This window comes from Metapseudomonas otitidis, from assembly GCF_011397855.1.
GTDB lineage: Bacteria > Pseudomonadota > Gammaproteobacteria > Pseudomonadales > Pseudomonadaceae > Metapseudomonas > Metapseudomonas otitidis.
The window spans coordinates 1,971,565-1,988,495 of sequence record NZ_AP022642.1 but is presented as its reverse complement, the minus strand read 5'-3'; the positions used below and the strand labels follow the sequence as shown (position 1 = coordinate 1,988,495).

Here is a 16,931-nt window from a genome sequence, read left to right as displayed (position 1 = left end):
CCCCATGAAAAAGCCCGGCTCGATGCCGGGCTTTTTCATGGGCGGTCGCGACTCGGCCACCGAGCGACAAGCACTACCGCACGATGGCCAGCTCGAACGCCCCCTCATCCGAGTGCTCATGCACCTGCATGCCGGTCTCGTTCAGGGAGAGGTCCTGCAGCGGGCGCTTGTAGGGCTTGTTGTCCAGGGTCTTCACCGCGCGATCCTCGTCGGTGGTGAGCAACAGGGCATAGCGCTCGCCCTGGTTGGCGCGGACCTGCACGGTGCCTTCGATGTAGGCGTAGCGGTACCAGGTCTCGCCGTGGAGCTGGTACACCGCGTCGCTCACCAGTCGGGTCGGCCGCTTGGCCTCGTCGAGGAAGAGGATCGACGGGTAGACCACCTGGCGATTGGCGAAGCTGCGGATGCGCAAGCCGTACTCCCGCCCCGAGCGCGGCAGACGCACGGCGGCGTAGTAGCTGCGCCCCATGGGGAAGGTGAAGCTCGGCGAGAAGCGGTTCAGCTCCTCGTAGCGCGGTTCCTCGGGGGACAGCTCGGTGAAGGCCGAATCGGACAACTGGCCGCAACACTGGTCCACCAGCTCCTGGTAGAGCACGCGACTGCGCTCCTCGCTGCCTTCCAGCAGGGCCTTCATGGCTTCGTTGGGTTGCCCGTCCAGGGCGGGGAGGATCGGCGTCTTGCGCTCGAACACCACCTCGCGGCTCTCGGTGTAGGCCACTGGCTGGCCGACGCTGGCCACCGCCCTGGTGCCGTCCTTCGGCGGCACCGGCGAGTTGTGGGTGCGCCCCTGGTCGTCCACCCAGGTGTAGTAACCGGTGCCGTTCTCCGGGCGGGAGTAGCCGCGCCCTTCCAGCACGTCGGCATCGATGTACTCGCCCGCGCGGTGCCCGCTGGGCAGCAGGTAGTCACGCTGGCCCGCCGGCACCTGGCCGGCGGCGTAGAAGCTGTTCTGCAGGTTGCCGCTGGCATCCACCCAGGTGAAGTAGCGACGCTTCTGCTCGCCACCCGCCGCGCCCCAGCCGGCCGCGCCCTGCTCCTTCAGCCGCTCCAGGTCGCTGCGGCTGACGCGCCGGGCCGCCTCCTGCTGCTGCTGGCTGTAGCGGTCGTCGACGAAGCTGTTGTGCACGCGGCCGTTGTCATCGATCCAGGTCAGGTAGCGCCCGCCGCTGGCCTGGGCCGTCGGCAGGATGGAGAAGGCGAGCAGGACGGGGATGAGCGTCTTCATCAGAAGGTCGTCGTGTAGGTGAATGCCATGATCAGTGCCTTGACCGAGGTCTCCACGTTCATCCCGGCGTAGGGGTTGTAGACCATCTTGTCCAGGCCAACGCAGTTCATGTTGCAGCTCTCGCCAGCGGGGGTCCGCTGGGTGGTGACGAAGTAGTTCATCCCCAGGTCGATGGTGGTGTCCTTGTCCCAGCGGTAGCCCAGGCCGAGCCCGTAGAGGTGGGCATCGCCGATGGGGGCCAGCACGTCGGCCTTGTCGTCCGGAATGGCCGAGGGGCGGAACTCGTAGCCGGCGCGCAGGGCCAGGCGGTCGGTCACGTCGTACTGCGCCCCCACCGCCCAGCTCCAGGTGTCGCGGTAGCCGCGGTCCAGGGTGATGCTGGTGGCGGTGGCCTTGCCGCCCCCGAAGGTCTTGGCGATGCGCAGCATGTCCAGTTCGCGGTCGAACTCGATCTCGAACTCGTTCCAGTCGCTGTAGCCGGACCACTTCAGGTCGAAGTTGAACTGCCAGCGCTCGAACGGCTTGATCTTGATCCCGGTGGAGAAGTTGTCCGGGTAGGTCATGGTCAGCGTGGCGTTGCCGCTCTCCTCGTCGGTACGCCCATACGGGAACAGCGGGCTGAGGATCTGGCCGAACACCGCCGACTGGAAGCCGCTCCAGAACCCTTGCCACTCCCTGGAGTAGTCCACCCGGTACTTGCCCTGCAGGTGCATACGGGCCTCGCTCTGGTAGGTGGCGCCCCAGGCGAACCAGTCGGTGGGCTCCCAGAGCACGCCGATGTTCCAGGTGGGCGACAGCGACTCCTGCATGTCCAGGTCCAGGTTGGCGAGCGAGTCGAAGGGGCCGATGCGTCCGCCGCAGACGTTGAAAATGGGGCCGATCATGTCACCCAGGCCCGGTTTGCACAGCACGTCGTGGGCCATGGCCGCGAGGCCGGTGAGCATCCCCGGCGCACGGAAGTCCTGGTTGAGCGCCATGGCCTGGTGGGAGAACCCCACCGACAGCCCAAGGGCCAGCTCGTCGTTCACCTGGTAGCCCACCGAGGGCGAGAAGTAGGTGATGCGCTGAATCGCCACCTGGCGCCCCTGAAAGCGGGCCGGGTCGCTGTCCGAGTCCCGCGAGTAGCCCAGCGCCATGGGCGCGTAGACGTTGGTGGCGAAGGTGAACTTGGAGCCCGGCGGGTTGATCGACAGCCCCGCCAGCGGGGCTGCCAGCAGCGGCATGTCGGTCATGCCGCCCATGCCGGGCAGGTACATGGCCGGTGTGAGGGTGCGGCTGCTGGCGCCGGCCACGCTGTCGTTCTTGTAGCCGAAGAAGCCATAGTCGGCGGGCGCATCGAACTTGGCGCGGATGTCCATCACCCCGGCGATCACCTTCACCGTGGTCTGCCGGCCCTTGAGCTTGACCAGGGCCGCCGGGTTGTAGTGCACCGCATCGATCCCGGTGGAGTCGGCCGTCACGGCATTGGCCATGGCCATGGCCTTGGGGTTGCCGATGGTCAGGTCGTTGGCCAACTGCGCCTGCACGCCCCCCGCCCAACCGAGCCCCACCCCCGCCAGCGCCAAGGCCAGCGGCGAAATACGCATCGTCATGTCGTCGCCTCGCCGGTTACTGGGCCTTCAGGCCTTTGATGTCCAGGGGAACGGAGAACCCGAGCATCACGTCCGGGGAGTCCTCGGTCATGCCGAAGCCGGCGTTGATGTTGACGATGTAGTCCGGCGAGGTCCGCAGGCCGAGCGAGAAGTTCATGACTGCGCTGGTCTGCTCGCTGCCTTCGGCCTTGTTGCCGTCGGAGAAGGTGTAGGTAGGGCGCGTGTTGTAGGCCATCTGGTAGGAGGTGGCCAGGGAGACGTCATAGGACAGCGCGTAGGCGAAACCCATGCTCATGGACAGAGTGCCGCCTGGGTCCACGTCCACCAGTTCTCGCCCGCCGACGTTCTGGTGGATGTTGTGCACCGGCATGTTGTAGGTGTAGCCGACCGAGCCGAACAGCACGACCGGGTCGATCACATAGGAGGTGTTGGCCCCCACGCCCAGGCTGTAGTAGCCGTTGCCGGTGGAGAGGTCCGACTCGCGGTTGATGTCGTAGGGGCTCTCGCCGGTGGGCAGGCCAAGGGTGGCGAACAGCGTGGTGACCGGCTTGCCACGGGTGGCCGACCAGGGCTGCCAGCGCAGGCTGGCGGACACATCGCCCAGGCTGTAGACGTTCACGTCACGCTCGGTGTCGTACTTGGCGATGAAGGGCAGCCGCACGCTGAAGGTGAGGTTGTCCCAGACGCCATAGTCGAAGGTGAAGGAGTTGGTGAAGGTGTGCTGGGCCTCGCTGCGCGGGATCACGCTGTACACGTTGTTCCCGGTGCGCACCTGCTCGATCTGCACATCCCGGGTCAGCGAGTAGTCGAAGCCGTAGGTGAGCGTGCGCTCGCCCTTCTTCAGCAGCGTGTAGCTCTTCTCCGATGCCTGGAACACCTGCTCCAGCGCCTTGGCGCTGTCGGCGTCACCGTCCTTCTTGCTCAGCGCCTCACGCGCATCGTCCACCGAGCTCTCCTCGGCCCACAGCGGCCCGCAGGCGCCCAGCGCCAGCATGGCCAGCCATGCATAACCCCTCACTCCCATGGCACGGTCCCCTGGTTATTTTTCTAACTTATGCGGGTTCTTCTTTTTACTGGCCGGGACGGCCTGCCGACGGCACGCTCACTTGCGTCGGTAGTAACGGATATCGCCTCCCGAGCCCAACTCGTCCAACTGGTTTTCGGTGAACTTGGTGATCTGCGGAAACTGCTGGAACGCCAGGAGGCTGATGGTCCTGTCATCCACCAGGCGCAGGTCGCGCTCGGTCAGGGCCATCGCGTTACGCGGTTCCGCACCGGTCGGGTAGATCACGAACAGCACGTTCTGGTCCCACACTTCTTCGAATCGGGTGCGGGTGAAGCTGATGTTCCCCAGGGCAGGGTCAGCGATGAACACGTGATCGTTGTAGACGTCGCGCACCACCACGAAATGCTTGAAGCCGCCGTAGTGGATCGGGACCAGCGCCGGGTGCTCCAGCTTGTCGAGGTCCTCGAATTCGGCGCGGAAACCGCCGCTCTTGTAGCCCAGGGCGGTGACGAAGCGCTTCATGTCCAGCAGGGAGAACCCCCTCCGCTCGACGATCTTGTCCGCCTCGCCATAGCGCAGCAGCCCCTCCATCACCTGGCGCTCCTGCAGGTTACGCCCCAGGTAGTAGTCCAGCAGGCTGGTCAATGCGGCCGAGCCACAGCTGTAGTCGTACGCCTGGCGGATCACATTGCGGAACTGCAACTGGCTCATCGGCTCGATGTTCACGGTCTCCCGGTAAGGACCGTTGGGCGCGAGCGACTGCGTCAGGTTCACGGAACCCTGGGGCTGCGGCTTGGTGTCCACGGCCTGGGTGAAGCCGAACAGGCCCAGCAGGCTGCCAACCAGTATCTCGATCATTGCCGTTCCGAATCAGGACTTGCGACAAGGAAGGCCCCGCCGACGGGGCTCGACGGGACCTTCCGGACTACAGGTCGTGCGCGCGGATCAGTGACCCCAGACCTTGATGGTGGTGCCGGCCAGGTTCATGTCGTTGACGGCCAGGGAGCCGATGCTGGCAGCAGTGGCATCACCCATGCGGATGGCGCCGACGCTGAGCTGACCGGTGATGGTCGGCAGGGTGATCTGCAGCTTGTCATTGCCGCCGGCACCGCCGTCGATCACGTCGACCAGGATCGGGGCGCTGTCGGAGATGTTGAAGCCGGTGAAGGCGATGGTGTCCAGGCGCAGGCTGCCGGAAGCGGAGCCTTCCTTGTCGGTGTAGACGACGCTGCCGATGGTGCCGTTGAAGTTACCGGAGATGCTGATGCCATCCTGACCGGTGACGCCCGAGAGGGCCGAGTCATCCATGGCTTTCAAATCAGCCTGGGCCATGAACGGAGCAGCGAGCACAGCAGCGGCGAGAGCCAGTTGTTTGAAGCTTTTCATTGTTTTTATCTCCAAGATTCTCACAGGTGGGTTGCCCCGGGGGCCTGCCGCCTACCTCCTCATCAGCGACAGTTGGATCGGCCTGGCCGATCTCCATAGCAGGCGCTGCTTCCCTATGCGCTCCCGCTTTGGACTCGGAGCACACAGAGTGCCCCGACCTGATTCCACGTTACCGAGCGCCTGCCCGGCTGCCAGCCCATCCAAGGGATGGAGGATGGCGAGTCGCTACCGCATTGATCTCATCAGGCCTCGCTGAGCAGGCCCAGGCTCTTGCCCTTGAGCACCGCCTGGGTGCGGCTGCGCACGCCCAACTTGGCGAACAGGTTGTGCAAATGCCACTTGATGGTGGCTTCGGAGAGGTGAACCGCCTGGGCGATGTCACGGTTCGACAAGCCGGCCGCAACGAAACGGAGGATCTCCCGCTCCCGGTGGCTGATGTCCTGGTTGTCGTCGAAGGTCTCCGGATCGACGTTGAGGCGGCGGCACTGCTCGCGCAGGTTGTCGGCCAACCCCTGCCAGACCCCGGCCCGCTTGGGCTCGGCAGCACGCCAGGCCTCCCACAACGGCAGCAACCAGAGCGCGTCGTCCTGGAACAGGCGCCGGTAGCCCCGGTTCCAGGCCTCTTCCAGCACGGGCTGGAACAGGGCGAATGCCTTGTCGCTGTTACCCTTGCGCCAGTACGCCACGGAAAGTAACAGCGACAGGCGCAGGCGGCGGTCACGCTGGTGTTCCGCGCCCTGCCGCGCCAGGCAGGCCTCCAGCACGGACTGGGCCTTCTCCGGCCGGCGCTCACTGAGGGCGAGCCGTGCCTGGGAAAGCGCCAGCACCGTATGGGCGTCGGCATAACGGGCCTGGGACAACGGCGCCAGGTGGCGTTCCAGCTGCAGGCAGACCCGCTCGGCCTCGTTGGGCCGGCGCAGCCAGAGCAGGAACTGCACCTTGCAGCTCATGCCATGGGCGAAGACCCGCTCGTAGCCAGGGCCCTGAAGCCCGGCGAGCCAGTCGTCCAGTTGATTGAGAGCCAGCTCCGACTCACCGGCGAAGAACCGCGCCCGCGCCATCACCAGCTGACCACGGCTGATCAGCTCCACCGGCGTGGCCACGTCGCGCCAGGTGGTGGCCAGGGGCAATTCGGCCAGCACGGCGGCGTGGCGGTCTTGCTCATAGAGCAGGTCGGCGTAGGCCAGCACCAGCGGCCCGCCAACCCGGCTGCGGCGGCCGAACACGCGCTCGACACGGCCCCGGGCGACTTCGGCGATGGAGCGCCCACGCTCCAGTTCGCCGCTCTCCTTGCAGATCAGTGACTCGATCAGGCTGGTCATGACGTGCAGGTATTCGCTGTCCACCAGGCGCAGGCACTCCCGCGCTGCGGCAATGGAGCCGGCGGCATCACCGAATTCCCCCAGCAACGCATAGGCCGCTGCCTGCACGCAGGCGAGGCTGGCACGGAACACCGGCTGGTTGTCCGGCACCATGGCCAGCCACTGACGGGCCACCTTGAGGCAGGCTTCCAGCTTGTCCTGGTAGAGCAGCACCAGGGCTTTGAGCACCTGGGATGCGGCCAGCAGCTCGCCGAGTCCAAAGTGGATGACCTTGCCGCGCCCCTGCAGCAGGCGCGTGCTGACTTCTTCGATCAGCGCCTCGGACTCGGCGAACTTCTGCTCGAAGGCCAGCTGCCAGGCGTAGAAGATCTGGAACACCGGGTGCTCGCGGATCACCTCCGCCGGCACGTCCTTGAGCATGGAGAGGATGCCGTAGACCCGGTTGCCGGCAATGAGCCGCGCCCCCTGGCGCTCCAGCAACTCGGCAGCAAAGCCGAAATCGCGCCCGCGCAGGGCGTACTTGATGGCCCGGTCGGGCAGGTCATGGCTTTCGCACCAGCGGGCGGCGGCGTGCAGCAAGGTCGCGCTGTCGCCGTGTCGCGCCAGGCGCCCCTGGAGGAACTCGGCGAACAGGTGGTGGTAGCGGAACCACTCGCCCTGCTCGTCCAGGGCGATGACGAAGAGCTGCTCGCGCTGCAGGCGCATCAGCATGTCCAGGCCGTCACGCCGGCCGGTCAGGGCGTTGCACAGGTCGGCACAGAATTCGTCCAGCACCGAGGTCTGGTCGAGGAACTGCTGCAAGGTCACCGGCAGGCTGTTGACCACGTCCTCGGCCAGGTAGTCGGCGATGTTGCGCTCGGTGCCGCTGAGGCTGGCGAGGAAGGCCGTGCGATCGGGATGCCGCGCCAGCGCCAGGCTGGCCAGGTGCAGGGCGGTGATCCAGCCCTCGGTGCGTGCGTGCAGTTGCTTGAGCTCGCTGCGGCTGAGTTCCAGCGGGCGCACGTCACGGAAGTAGGCTTCGGTCTCCTCCAGGGACAGGCGCAGGTCCTCGGCCTGGAGCATGAAGGCTTCGTTCTCGACGAACAGGCTGCGCGGGGTGAAGCGGGTGCTGCTGATCAGGTGCACGTTGCGGGGCAGGCGCTCCACCAGGTGGCGGGCGCCCTGCTCCAGGCTGGCGTGGCGGATGCGGTGGAAGTCGTCGAGCATCAGGTACAGCTCGCCCTCCAGGCGCTGCAGGTCGCTGACGAAGGCGTCGATGATGGCCTCTACCGGCCAGTTCACCTCACCACAGAGCAGGCCGGCGGTGTTGGCGCCGAAACCGGGGATCACCGCCTCGACGGCAGCCACCAGGTACTGCAGCAGGCGCTGCGGCTCGCTGTCCGACTCGTCGCAGGAGAGCCAGGCAACCCGCGCGCCCTCGCGCTGCAGGGCCTCGCGGAACAGGCTGAGCACGGTGCTTTTGCCGAAGCCGGCCGGCGCGCTGAGCACCAGCACGCGACGCTCACGCGCCTCCCACAGGCGGTCGATCAGCGCCTGGCGCGGCAGGCGCGGCTGCCCGCCGACTTCCGGCGGGTAGAGCTTGGTGCGCAGCAGGTGGAACGGCTGGCTGACGCTGCTCACTGCAGCAGCCCCAGTTCCCGGGCCCGACGGATGGCCTGGGTGCGATTGCGCACCTTGAGCTTCTCGTAGATGTTGTGCAGGTGCCATTTGACGGTCCCCAGGGCCAGCGAGAGCTGCTGGCCGATCTCCTCGTTGGAAAGCCCTTCGGCGGCCAGCAGCACGACCTCGCGCTCACGCTCGGTCAGCCCCTCCTCCAGCACGTCCTGGGCCTTGCGTACGTCCTGCCCCGGCCAGATGGCCAGCAATTCGCGGATGAAGCCCTGCAGGGAGGGCTGGCGCTCGGCCGCCTCCAGCTGTTGCAGCAGCAAGCGGATGGCGTCGCCCTCTTCGACGAACAGGCTGCGGATGCCTTCACGCTCGGCACTCAGCAGGCATTGCACCAGCAGGCTGTGGGCGCGCTCCTGGTAGCCGAGGCGCTGGTAGCTCAGCGCTGCCAGCAGGTCGAGCCGCAAGCGCTGCAGGCCGTGCCAGCCGGGCAGTAGTTGGGCGCGCAACTGGTTGATCTCGTGCAGTGCCTCGCTGTAGTGCCCCCGCGCCTGCTGCAGGCGCACCCGCAACAGGCCCTGGGTCCAGAGCACCGGGTTGAAGCCGCGGCGGACGTAGTCGGCGGCGAGCTTGTCCCAGTCCACGGTCTTGAGGCGCTGCTCGGCGCGCTTGATGCGGTCGGTGGCCGGCTCCTGCAGGATCAGCGTCACCTCGTCGGCCACCGCCTGGGCATAGAAGCGCCAGGACTGGTTGCGTGCGGCGAGGTTCTGCATCAGCACCAGGGTGGCCTGGGCCTCCTTGGAGCGGTCCTGCATGCGCTGGACACGGGCGAGGAACAACATGCCCTGGGCGTAGATGTCGATCGGCTTGATCACGTCGACATGCCCGAGGGCCCAGCGCAGGCGCTCCTCCAGGCCGTCCAGGCGGCCCTGGTGGTAGGCGATCAGCGCTTCGATGATGGCGGGCAGGGCCAGGGCACGGGAGCGCTCGTCGAACAGCGGCACCAGGCGCGCGCGCATCTGCTCGTGGAGCAGCTGTGCCTGCTTGACCTGGCCCTGCTCCAGGGCGAGCAGCACCTCGACGTTGCCCAGTTGCATGTCGAGGTAGCGCCCTTCGAGGAAGTGGTTGCGTTGCTGCGCCAGGGCCAGCAAGCGGCGGGCCTGGTCGGGCTGGGCGAGGATCGACAGCGCCAGGGCGCCGATGACCAGCATGGCCACTTCGAGGAAGGCCTCGTTCTGGCCCAGGTGGCCTTCGACCTTGCGCGCCAGCGTCACGCACAGATCGAGATCATCCTTCTGCAGGGCGATGGCAGCCTTGACCGCCAGGGCTGCCAGGTATTTGTCGCTGAGGGGAGCCTGGCCGCCCTCCCCGCCCCAGCGGGCGAGCAGGTCGTCGAGCATCTGGTTGGCTTCGGGCAGCGCCAGTTCGGTGGCGCGGTTCCACACGTCGGCCAGCACCAGGGTGGGATAGCGCGCAGCGATGTCGTCCGGCACCTGCTGGCGCCAGCGGTAGATCTGGTTGAGCTGACCACGGTTGATCAGCTCCAGGCCGCAGCCGTCCACCAGGGCCGCGAGCATCTCGGGGTCCTCGGCCAGGCAGGCGTGCTCGATGGCGAGGTTCTGCATGTGGTGGTTGGTGAACCACAGGCTGGCGTTGAAGTGCAGCTGCTGGAAGCGGTCCGGGTCGCGGGCGCGCAACCGGCCCCGGAGGAAGTCAGCGAACAGGTGGTGGAAGCGGTACCACTGGCGCTCGCGGTCCAGGGGCAGGAGGAACAGCTGCATGGTCTCCAGCCGCTCCAGCAGGGCCTGGCCATCGCTGCGCCCGGTGAGGGCATTGGCCAGGTCGCCACTGAGCTGGCTGGCGATGCCCAGGGCCAGCAGGGCTTCCTGCAGGTCGGCGGGCAGTTGCTCGAACACGGAGGTGAGCAGGTAGTCACCCACGGCGGCCTGATCGGCACCCAGGGTCTGCACCTGCTCGGCGGCCTGGGGCTGGTGGCGCAGCCAGAGACTGGCCAGGTGCACGCCGATCATCCAGCCCTCGGTGCGCTGGTGCAGTGCGGCCAGGGTGGTGGCGTCCAACACGATGCCACTGCGCTCCAGGTAGGCGCGGGTTTCGTCCTCGGTCAGGCGCAATTCGTCAAGCCCCACCTCCAGCAGCCAGCCCTTGGCCCGCAGGGTGGCCAGGTTCATCGGCGGCAGGGAACGGCTGCCGATGGCCAGGCTGAAACCCGGTGGCGCCAGCTTCACCAATCGGCTCAGGGCATTGAAGATTTCGGCATCAGTGACCAGGTGCAGGTCGTCCAGCACCAGCAGCAGCGGCTGGTCGAGGGCGGAAAGCCCCACCAGCAGGCTCTCCAGCACCGCTGCGACGGGCACTTGCATGGTGTTCTGCAGGAAGGCGCGGGCAGGATCGGCCAGGCCGGGCACAGCCTCGTCCAGCGCATGGCTGAGCTTCAGGAAGAAACGCGCGGGATCGTCGTCCTCGCTGCCCAGCGAGAGCCAGGCCACGAGGCTGCCGGCCTGCCGACGTTGTTCGGCAAGCGAAGCCAGGGCGGTGCTCTTGCCGAAACCGGCCGGAGCCGAGAACAGCAGCAGTCGAGCTTGAGGGTATGCCGCCATGGCCGCCTGGATCTGCGGTCGCGGCAAATAGCCGGCAGACGCCTGGGGCGTCATCGTTTGCGAGCGCAAGAAGCTGCCGGCTGCGGGGTCGAGAACTGCATCCACGGCCTGTATCCCTGTGTCTTTATCATTGTGGGACGGGGAGTTCCCCCCGCGGGACCTGTCCATAATTATCAGAATGCAATTCCTGCGTAAACTTAGGAAATCGCTCTAGCATCGACTCTACAGCCGTACCTGGGGCGGTCTTGAAAATGTCCGTTTCACCCTGGCAAGCATGCCGCGTCCGGGACGGCTACAAGGCAAAATTGGAACTTTTTCAGAGTTTCCCTAGAATCCGCTGTCGCCCTGCTTGCCTTGCCCTATGCCCAACTGTCTCGTACACCCCCTGCCCTATCATGAAGACCCGGGAATGCGCTTCTCACGCATCCGCCATGCACCCGGGGCGGTACTGCTGGACGCGGGGCGACCCGGTGCCAGCCGTGGACGCTATGACCTATTCAGCGCCTGGCCATTGGCAGAACTTGCGCCGGGCGACGACGAATCGGCCAACGACTTCGCTGATCGCCTCCGCACGGCGCTGCGCCAGTTGGGGCGCTGCGAAGCGCCGGGCGGCGTGGAGCTGCCATTCACGGGCGGATTGATCGGCTATTTCGCCTACGACTTCGGCCGCCGCCTGGAGTGCCTGCCTGCACAGACCCAGGACGACCTGGCGCTGCCCGACGCCCGACTGGGCCTGTATGCCTGGGCACTGGTGAGCGACCATGAGCGCCGCACCAGCCAACTGGTCTTCCACCCTGCACTCGCCGATGACGAACGCACTCGGCTTATCCAATTGCTGAGCGAGCCAACGGCGCAGCCAGCAGGCGCCTTCCGCCTCAAGGCACCCTTCGCGGCCAGCATCAGCGAGGCGGATTACCGTCGGGGCATCGAACGCATCCTGGCCTACATCCGTGCCGGGGACTGCTACCAGGTGAACTTCACCCAACGCTTCCAGGCCCCCTGTGACGGCGACCCCTGGGGCGCCTACCTGGCGCTGCGCGGCGCCTGTCCGACCCCCTTCTCGGGCTACCTGGCGCTGGAAGCCGGTGCGATCGTCAGCCTGTCCCCCGAACGCTTCATCCGCTTGAGCCAGGGCCAGGTGGAGACCCGCCCGATCAAGGGCACGCGCCCGCGCGGCCTGACCCCGGACGAGGACCTGGCACAGGCCGACGACCTGCTTGGCAGCCCGAAGGACCGCGCGGAGAACCTGATGATCGTCGACCTCCTGCGCAACGACCTCGGGCGCAGCTGCCGCATCGGCAGCGTGAGGGTGCCGGAGCTGTTCGCGCTGGAGAGCTACCCCAACGTCCATCACCTGGTCAGCGCCGTTCGCGGCGAGCTGGCCGAAGGCAAGGACGCGCTGGACCTGCTGGCGGGCAGCTTCCCCGGCGGCTCCATCACCGGGGCGCCAAAGATCCGCGCGATGGAGATCATCGACGAGCTGGAGCCGACGCGCCGCTCGATCTACTGCGGCTCGCTGCTGTACCTGGACGTGCGGGGGGAGATGGACAGCTCCATCGCCATCCGCACCCTGCTGGTGAAGGACGGCCAGGCGAGCTGCTGGGGCGGCGGCGGCATCGTGGCCGACTCGGACTGGCAGGCGGAATACCGCGAGTCGATCACCAAGGTCCAGGTCCTGCTGCGTACCCTGGAAGCGCTGTAGGCCGGTGCCAGAGACAGAAAAGCCCGCTTGCGCGGGCTTTTTCATGGCTGGGCTCAGAGGCTCAGCGGGCGGTTGGACGCCTTGAGGAACTCGCGCTTGAGGTCCTCGTAGGTGTGCACCGCCGGGAACTGCGGGAACTCGCGGATGACGTTCTCCGGTGCGTGGAAGAGGATGCCGGCATGGGCTTCGGAGAGCATGGTGGTGTCGTTGTACGAGTCGCCGGCGGCGATCACGCGGTAGTAGAGGCTCTTGAAGGCGATCACGGACTGGCGTTTCGGGTCCTTCTGGCGCAGCTGGTAGCCGACGACGCGGTCGGTCTCGTCGGTGATCAGGCGGTGGCACAGCAGGGTCGGGAAGCCCAGCTGGCGCATCAGCGGCTGGGAGAACTCGTAGAAGGTGTCGGAAAGGATGACCACCTGGAAGCGCTCACGCAGCCAGTCGACGAACTCCACCGCGCCGTCCAGCGGCTTGAGGGTGGCGATCACTTCCTGGATGTCGGACAGCTTCAGGCCGTGCTCGTCGAGGATGCGCAGGCGCTGCTTCATCAGCACGTCGTAGTCGGGGATGTCGCGGGTAGTGGCCTTGAGCGCTTCGATTCCGGTTTTTTCGGCGAAGGCGATCCAGATTTCAGGAACCAGCACACCTTCAAGGTCGAGACAGGCGATTTCCACGAGCATTTCCCCGTTATTGGCTTGTAAAGGAGGCGGCACTCTAGCCTTTCCCTCGTCGGGCACGCAACGCGGGGCCTTATACCCGAAACAGGCAGTCCACCTTCCGTATGGTTATTTAGGCGCATAAATGGCTTTTGCTACCATCCGCCGCCACAGAGCGCGTAGCGCCGTAGCCAGTAGGAAGTCCGCCTGATGAGCCATCCCTTCGACGTCACCGATATTGCTGCGTCCTACGCCAGCAAATCCCCCCAGGAAATCCTCAAGTTCGCCTTCGAGCAGTTTGGCGACGACCTGTGGATCTCGTTCAGCGGCGCCGAGGACGTGGTCCTGGTGGACATGGCCTGGAAGCTGAACAAGAACGTGAAGGTGTTCAGCCTGGATACCGGCCGCCTGCACCCGGAGACCTACCGCTTCATCGACAAGGTCCGCGAGCACTACGGCATCGCCATCGAGGTGCTCTCCCCCGACGCCGCCAAGCTGGAGCCTTTCGTCCGTGAGAAGGGTCTGTTCAGCTTCTACAAGGACGGCCACGAGGAATGCTGCGGCATCCGCAAGATCGCGCCGCTGCGGCGCAAGCTCTCGGGCGTCAGCGCCTGGGCCACCGGCCAGCGCCGCGACCAGAGCCCCGGCACCCGCAGCAAGGTGGCTGCCGTGGAAGTGGACGGTGCCTTCTCCACGCCGGAGAAGCCTCTCTACAAGTTCAACCCCTTGGCGCAGATGAGCAGCGAAGAGGTCTGGGCCTACATCCGCATGCTGGAGATCCCCTACAACCCGCTGCACGAGCGCGGTTTCATCAGCATCGGCTGCGAGCCCTGCACCCGCCCGGTGCTGCCCAACCAGCATGAGCGCGAAGGCCGCTGGTGGTGGGAGGAAGCCACCCAGAAGGAATGCGGGCTGCACGCCGGCAATCTGATCGCTCGGGAGTGACAGGATGCGCATCACCCTGGTGACCAAGGTCCTGGCCGATGGAACGGCCTGTGCCAAGTGCAAGGATGTGATGCGGCTGCTGGAACGGGGTAACCACCTGCCACGCATCGACCGCACCCTGGTGGCGGACGAGCGCGACCCCGCCGGCCTGGGCTGGATCGCGGCGCAGCTCTACGGCGTGGGCAGCGCCCCCTTCTTCGTGGTGCGAACGGACGACGGCCGCGAGCGGGTCTACACCGTCTTCCACGAATTTCTCCACGAGGTCCTGGAGGCAGGCTGAAACGAACAAGCCCGGCGATTGCCGGGCTTGTTCGTTGATGGGGGCGAATCAGTAGGTGGGCAGTTCGACGTCCTGGAACAGTTCGTCCAGTTCCACCTTGTTGTGGCACTGCACGGCCTTGGCGAGCATCTCGCGGGTCAGGTGGGGGGCGAACTTCTCGATGAAGTCGCACATGAAGCCGCGCAGGAAGGTGCCACGGCGGAAGCCGATCTTGGTCACGCTGGACTCGAACAGTTCACTGGCATCCAGCACCACCAGGTCGCTGTCCAGCTTCGCATCGACCGCCATCTTCGCCACGATGCCGACGCCCAGGCCCAGGCGCACGTAGGTCTTGATCACGTCCGCGTCAGCCGCGGTGAACACCACCTTCGGCGTGAGGCCGCGGTGGCTGAAGGCTTCGTCCAGCTTGGAGCGCCCGGTGAACCCGAATACGTAGGTGACGATGGGATGCTCCGCCAGGGCTTCCAGGGTCAGCTTCGGCAGCTTGGCCAGGGGGTGGCCCTGGGGCACGATCACGCAGCGGTTCCAGCGGTAGCAGGGCATCATCACCAAGTCGCCGAACAGCTCCAGGGCTTCGGTGGCAATGGCGAAGTCGACAGTGCCATCGGCGGCCATCTCGGCGATCTGCATCGGGGTGCCCTGGTGCATGTGCAGAGACACATCGGGGTACTGGCGGATGAAGCTGCTGATCACTGGCGGCAGCGCATAGCGCGCCTGGGTGTGGGTGGTGGCGATGGAGAGGGTGCCCTTCTTCTCGTTGGAGAACTCCTGGGCGATCTGCTTGATGCTTTCGACCTTGCGGAGGATCTCGCCGGCCGTGTTGATGATCCGCTCCCCGGCGGGTGTCACGCGGGTCAGGTGCTTGCCGCTGCGGGCGAAGACCTCGACACCCAGCTCGTCTTCGAGCAGGCGGATCTGCTTGCTGATACCCGGCTGCGAGGTATAGAGACTCTGCGCGGTGGCTGAGACGTTCAGGTCGTGGTGCGCCACCTCCCAGATGTAGCGCAGTTGCTGAAGCTTCATAGATGTCCCTCAGAGCAGATGGCGACGCGTAGGTGGTCGGTGACCTTTTATAACCATATTAATGGTTTGAGGGTTAAAACTAGACGTTTTTTTATTTCCTGCACGCTCTTTCGTCGGCGTATCAGAACTCGCCGCGCCCGCGGTGCTGGAGCATCGGAACCAGGTAGACCGGCACCTCGGAGAGCTGCACCAGACGGGAGGCGGTACGACCGAGGGGCGTCTCGAGCGCAGCGCCGTGACTGTGACTGCCTACGACCAGCAGATCGACGCCAAGTTTCTGGGCCTCCTCGAGAATCATCTGCGGCGGGTCCCCCTGCACCACCCGGACGGCCTTGATCAGGCTCAGCTCATTCTCCGCATCGCCGATCTCGTCACGAAAACCCTCGAGAACCCGCTGCTCGATGCTGGCCATCACCGTGCCCAGGCCCTGGGCACGCAACTCCTTTAGCAAGGTCTCGTCCAGGTATGTCTGCAGGACGGATTCGGCGAACAGCCCGAGGGGCTCCACCGCGTGCACCACGTAGAGTTCGGCCCTGTGGGCCTTGGCGAGGGAAAGGGCATGTTGAAGGACATAGGGCGAGTACAACCCGAGGTCGGTCGCATAGAGGATCGAGCGAATCATGAGGCCTCCTACTGCCTGCTTGGCGGGCCTCGCATCAGCTTAGTCAGATCTTCGGCTCGTTGCTCACGCCATGCGGTACATGCCCGGTGGCGACCACTTCGCGGGCTTTCTCGCAATGGCCGGCCTGGTCGTCGAAGAATACATCGGCGCCAAAGGCGTCGAGAATAGCGGACTTCTCGAGCCCGCCCAGGAAGAACGACTCGTCCAGGCGGATGTCCCAGTCGCGCAGGGTACGGATCACCCGCTCATGGGCCGGAGCGGAGCGCGCGGTGACCAGCGCGGTACGAATCGGGCAGCCATCCACGGGCAATTCGCGCTGCAACTGGTTGAGCGCCGAGAGGAAGGGTTTGAACGGCCCACCGTCCAGCGGTCTCAATGCTGCCTCACGCTCGTGGGCCTGGAATGCAGCCAGCCCGCCGGACTGGTAGACGCGCTCAGCGTCATCGGCGAACAGCACAGCATCGCCATCGAAGGCAATGCGCAACTCGCTGCTGGACGCCCTGCGTGGCGCGCCGGGGAGAATGGTCGCCGCGGCAAAACCTGCCTGCAACGCCACCCGGACGTCCTCCACGTGGGTGGAGAGGAACAGGTGGCATCCAAAGGCCTTCAGGTAAGGCCCAGGGCTGCGACCACCGGAGAAGGCTGCGCGAGAAATCGCCAGGCCGTGCTTCTGGATCGAGTTGAACGCCCGCAGGCCTGTGTCGGCGCTGTTGCGCGAGACCAGGATCACCTCTACCCGCGCCTGGCCGAGCTGCTCATTGAGGGCCAGCAACTTGTGCACCAGGGGAAAGGCATCACCCGGCTCCAGCAGCTCGTCTTCATGTTCGATCTGGTACTGGCGATAGGCTTCGATCCCTTCCGACTCGTAGACGCGATGGCTCTCATCGAGGTCGAACAGTGCCCGGGAGGAAATCGCCAGCACCAGCTTGTCGTTCAGCGCGCTCATCCTGGC

14 protein-coding genes are annotated in these 16,931 nt (G+C 65.9%); 3 read left to right on the top strand and 11 right to left on the bottom strand.

What is annotated here, in order from left to right:
* Positions 1-73: 73 nt before the first annotated feature.
* From PotMrB4_RS09330 to PotMrB4_RS09300, 7 genes are all read right to left on the bottom strand, one after another.
* Entirely contained in the window at positions 74-1,225 is a 1,152-nt protein-coding gene (locus PotMrB4_RS09330) for a MalM family protein (RefSeq protein ID WP_172433082.1), read from the bottom strand.
* On the bottom strand, positions 1,225-2,817 hold the full coding sequence (locus PotMrB4_RS09325) for an outer membrane protein transport protein (protein ID WP_172433081.1): 1,593 nt from the start codon (positions 2,815-2,817) through the stop codon (positions 1,225-1,227). The genes PotMrB4_RS09330 and PotMrB4_RS09325 overlap by 1 nt, the downstream gene beginning before the upstream one ends.
* 16 nt (positions 2,818-2,833) lie before the next feature.
* Entirely contained in the window at positions 2,834-3,841 is a 1,008-nt protein-coding gene (locus PotMrB4_RS09320) for a transporter (RefSeq protein ID WP_172433080.1), read from the bottom strand.
* A 78-nt stretch (positions 3,842-3,919) separates the two neighbouring features.
* Positions 3,920-4,681 (bottom strand): C39 family peptidase, encoded by a 762-nt coding sequence (locus PotMrB4_RS09315; RefSeq protein ID WP_044401586.1) that lies wholly within the window; start codon positions 4,679-4,681, stop codon positions 3,920-3,922.
* A gap of 87 nt (positions 4,682-4,768) precedes the next feature.
* Positions 4,769-5,209, bottom strand: a complete 441-nt coding sequence (locus tag PotMrB4_RS09310) for a DUF6160 family protein (RefSeq protein WP_044401583.1) — start codon at positions 5,207-5,209, stop codon at positions 4,769-4,771.
* Between the two features lie 242 nt (positions 5,210-5,451).
* Positions 5,452-8,151: a helix-turn-helix transcriptional regulator gene (locus PotMrB4_RS09305; RefSeq protein ID WP_394354028.1), complete on the bottom strand. Its 2,700-nt coding sequence runs from the start codon at positions 8,149-8,151 to the stop codon at positions 5,452-5,454.
* Complete coding sequence (locus PotMrB4_RS09300; protein ID WP_232060811.1) at positions 8,148-10,859, bottom strand: LuxR C-terminal-related transcriptional regulator; 2,712 nt, start codon at positions 10,857-10,859, stop codon at positions 8,148-8,150. Before PotMrB4_RS09300 ends, PotMrB4_RS09305 begins: the two co-directional genes overlap by 4 nt.
* 256 nt (positions 10,860-11,115) lie before the next feature.
* Here PotMrB4_RS09300 and pabB point away from each other — a divergent pair, with 256 nt between their 5' ends.
* Positions 11,116-12,456 carry an aminodeoxychorismate synthase component I gene (gene pabB, locus PotMrB4_RS09295; protein WP_172433077.1) on the top strand — a complete coding sequence of 447 codons (1,341 nt, stop codon included), beginning with the start codon at positions 11,116-11,118 and terminating at the stop codon, positions 12,454-12,456.
* Positions 12,457-12,509: 53 nt separating this feature from the next.
* Here pabB and thrH read toward each other — a convergent pair whose 3' ends face one another.
* Complete coding sequence (gene thrH, locus PotMrB4_RS09290; RefSeq protein ID WP_044402055.1) at positions 12,510-13,127, bottom strand: bifunctional phosphoserine phosphatase/homoserine phosphotransferase ThrH; 618 nt, start codon at positions 13,125-13,127, stop codon at positions 12,510-12,512.
* 192 nt (positions 13,128-13,319) lie between these two features.
* Here thrH and PotMrB4_RS09285 point away from each other — a divergent pair, with 192 nt between their 5' ends.
* Both PotMrB4_RS09285 and PotMrB4_RS09280 read left to right on the top strand, forming a co-directional pair.
* Positions 13,320-14,054 carry a phosphoadenylyl-sulfate reductase gene (locus tag PotMrB4_RS09285; protein WP_074968774.1) on the top strand — a complete coding sequence of 245 codons (735 nt, stop codon included), beginning with the start codon at positions 13,320-13,322 and terminating at the stop codon, positions 14,052-14,054.
* 4 nt (positions 14,055-14,058) lie between these two features.
* The gene (locus tag PotMrB4_RS09280) at positions 14,059-14,334 is read left to right on the top strand and encodes a hypothetical protein (RefSeq protein WP_172433076.1); all 276 of its coding nucleotides are present in this window, start codon (positions 14,059-14,061) and stop codon (positions 14,332-14,334) included.
* Positions 14,335-14,382: 48 nt separating this feature from the next.
* Here the strand turns inward: PotMrB4_RS09280 and cysB are convergent, their stop codons facing one another.
* The 3 genes from cysB to PotMrB4_RS09265 all read right to left on the bottom strand — a co-directional run bounded on the left by cysB (position 14,383) and on the right by PotMrB4_RS09265 (position 16,925).
* Positions 14,383-15,357 (bottom strand): HTH-type transcriptional regulator CysB, encoded by a 975-nt coding sequence (gene cysB, locus PotMrB4_RS09275; RefSeq protein WP_044401568.1) that lies wholly within the window; start codon positions 15,355-15,357, stop codon positions 14,383-14,385.
* A gap of 121 nt (positions 15,358-15,478) precedes the next feature.
* On the bottom strand, positions 15,479-15,979 hold the full coding sequence (locus PotMrB4_RS09270) for a universal stress protein (protein WP_044401565.1): 501 nt from the start codon (positions 15,977-15,979) through the stop codon (positions 15,479-15,481).
* A gap of 43 nt (positions 15,980-16,022) precedes the next feature.
* On the bottom strand, positions 16,023-16,925 hold the full coding sequence (locus tag PotMrB4_RS09265) for a 5'-nucleotidase (RefSeq protein WP_044401563.1): 903 nt from the start codon (positions 16,923-16,925) through the stop codon (positions 16,023-16,025).
* Between the last annotated feature and the right edge of the window lie 6 nt (positions 16,926-16,931).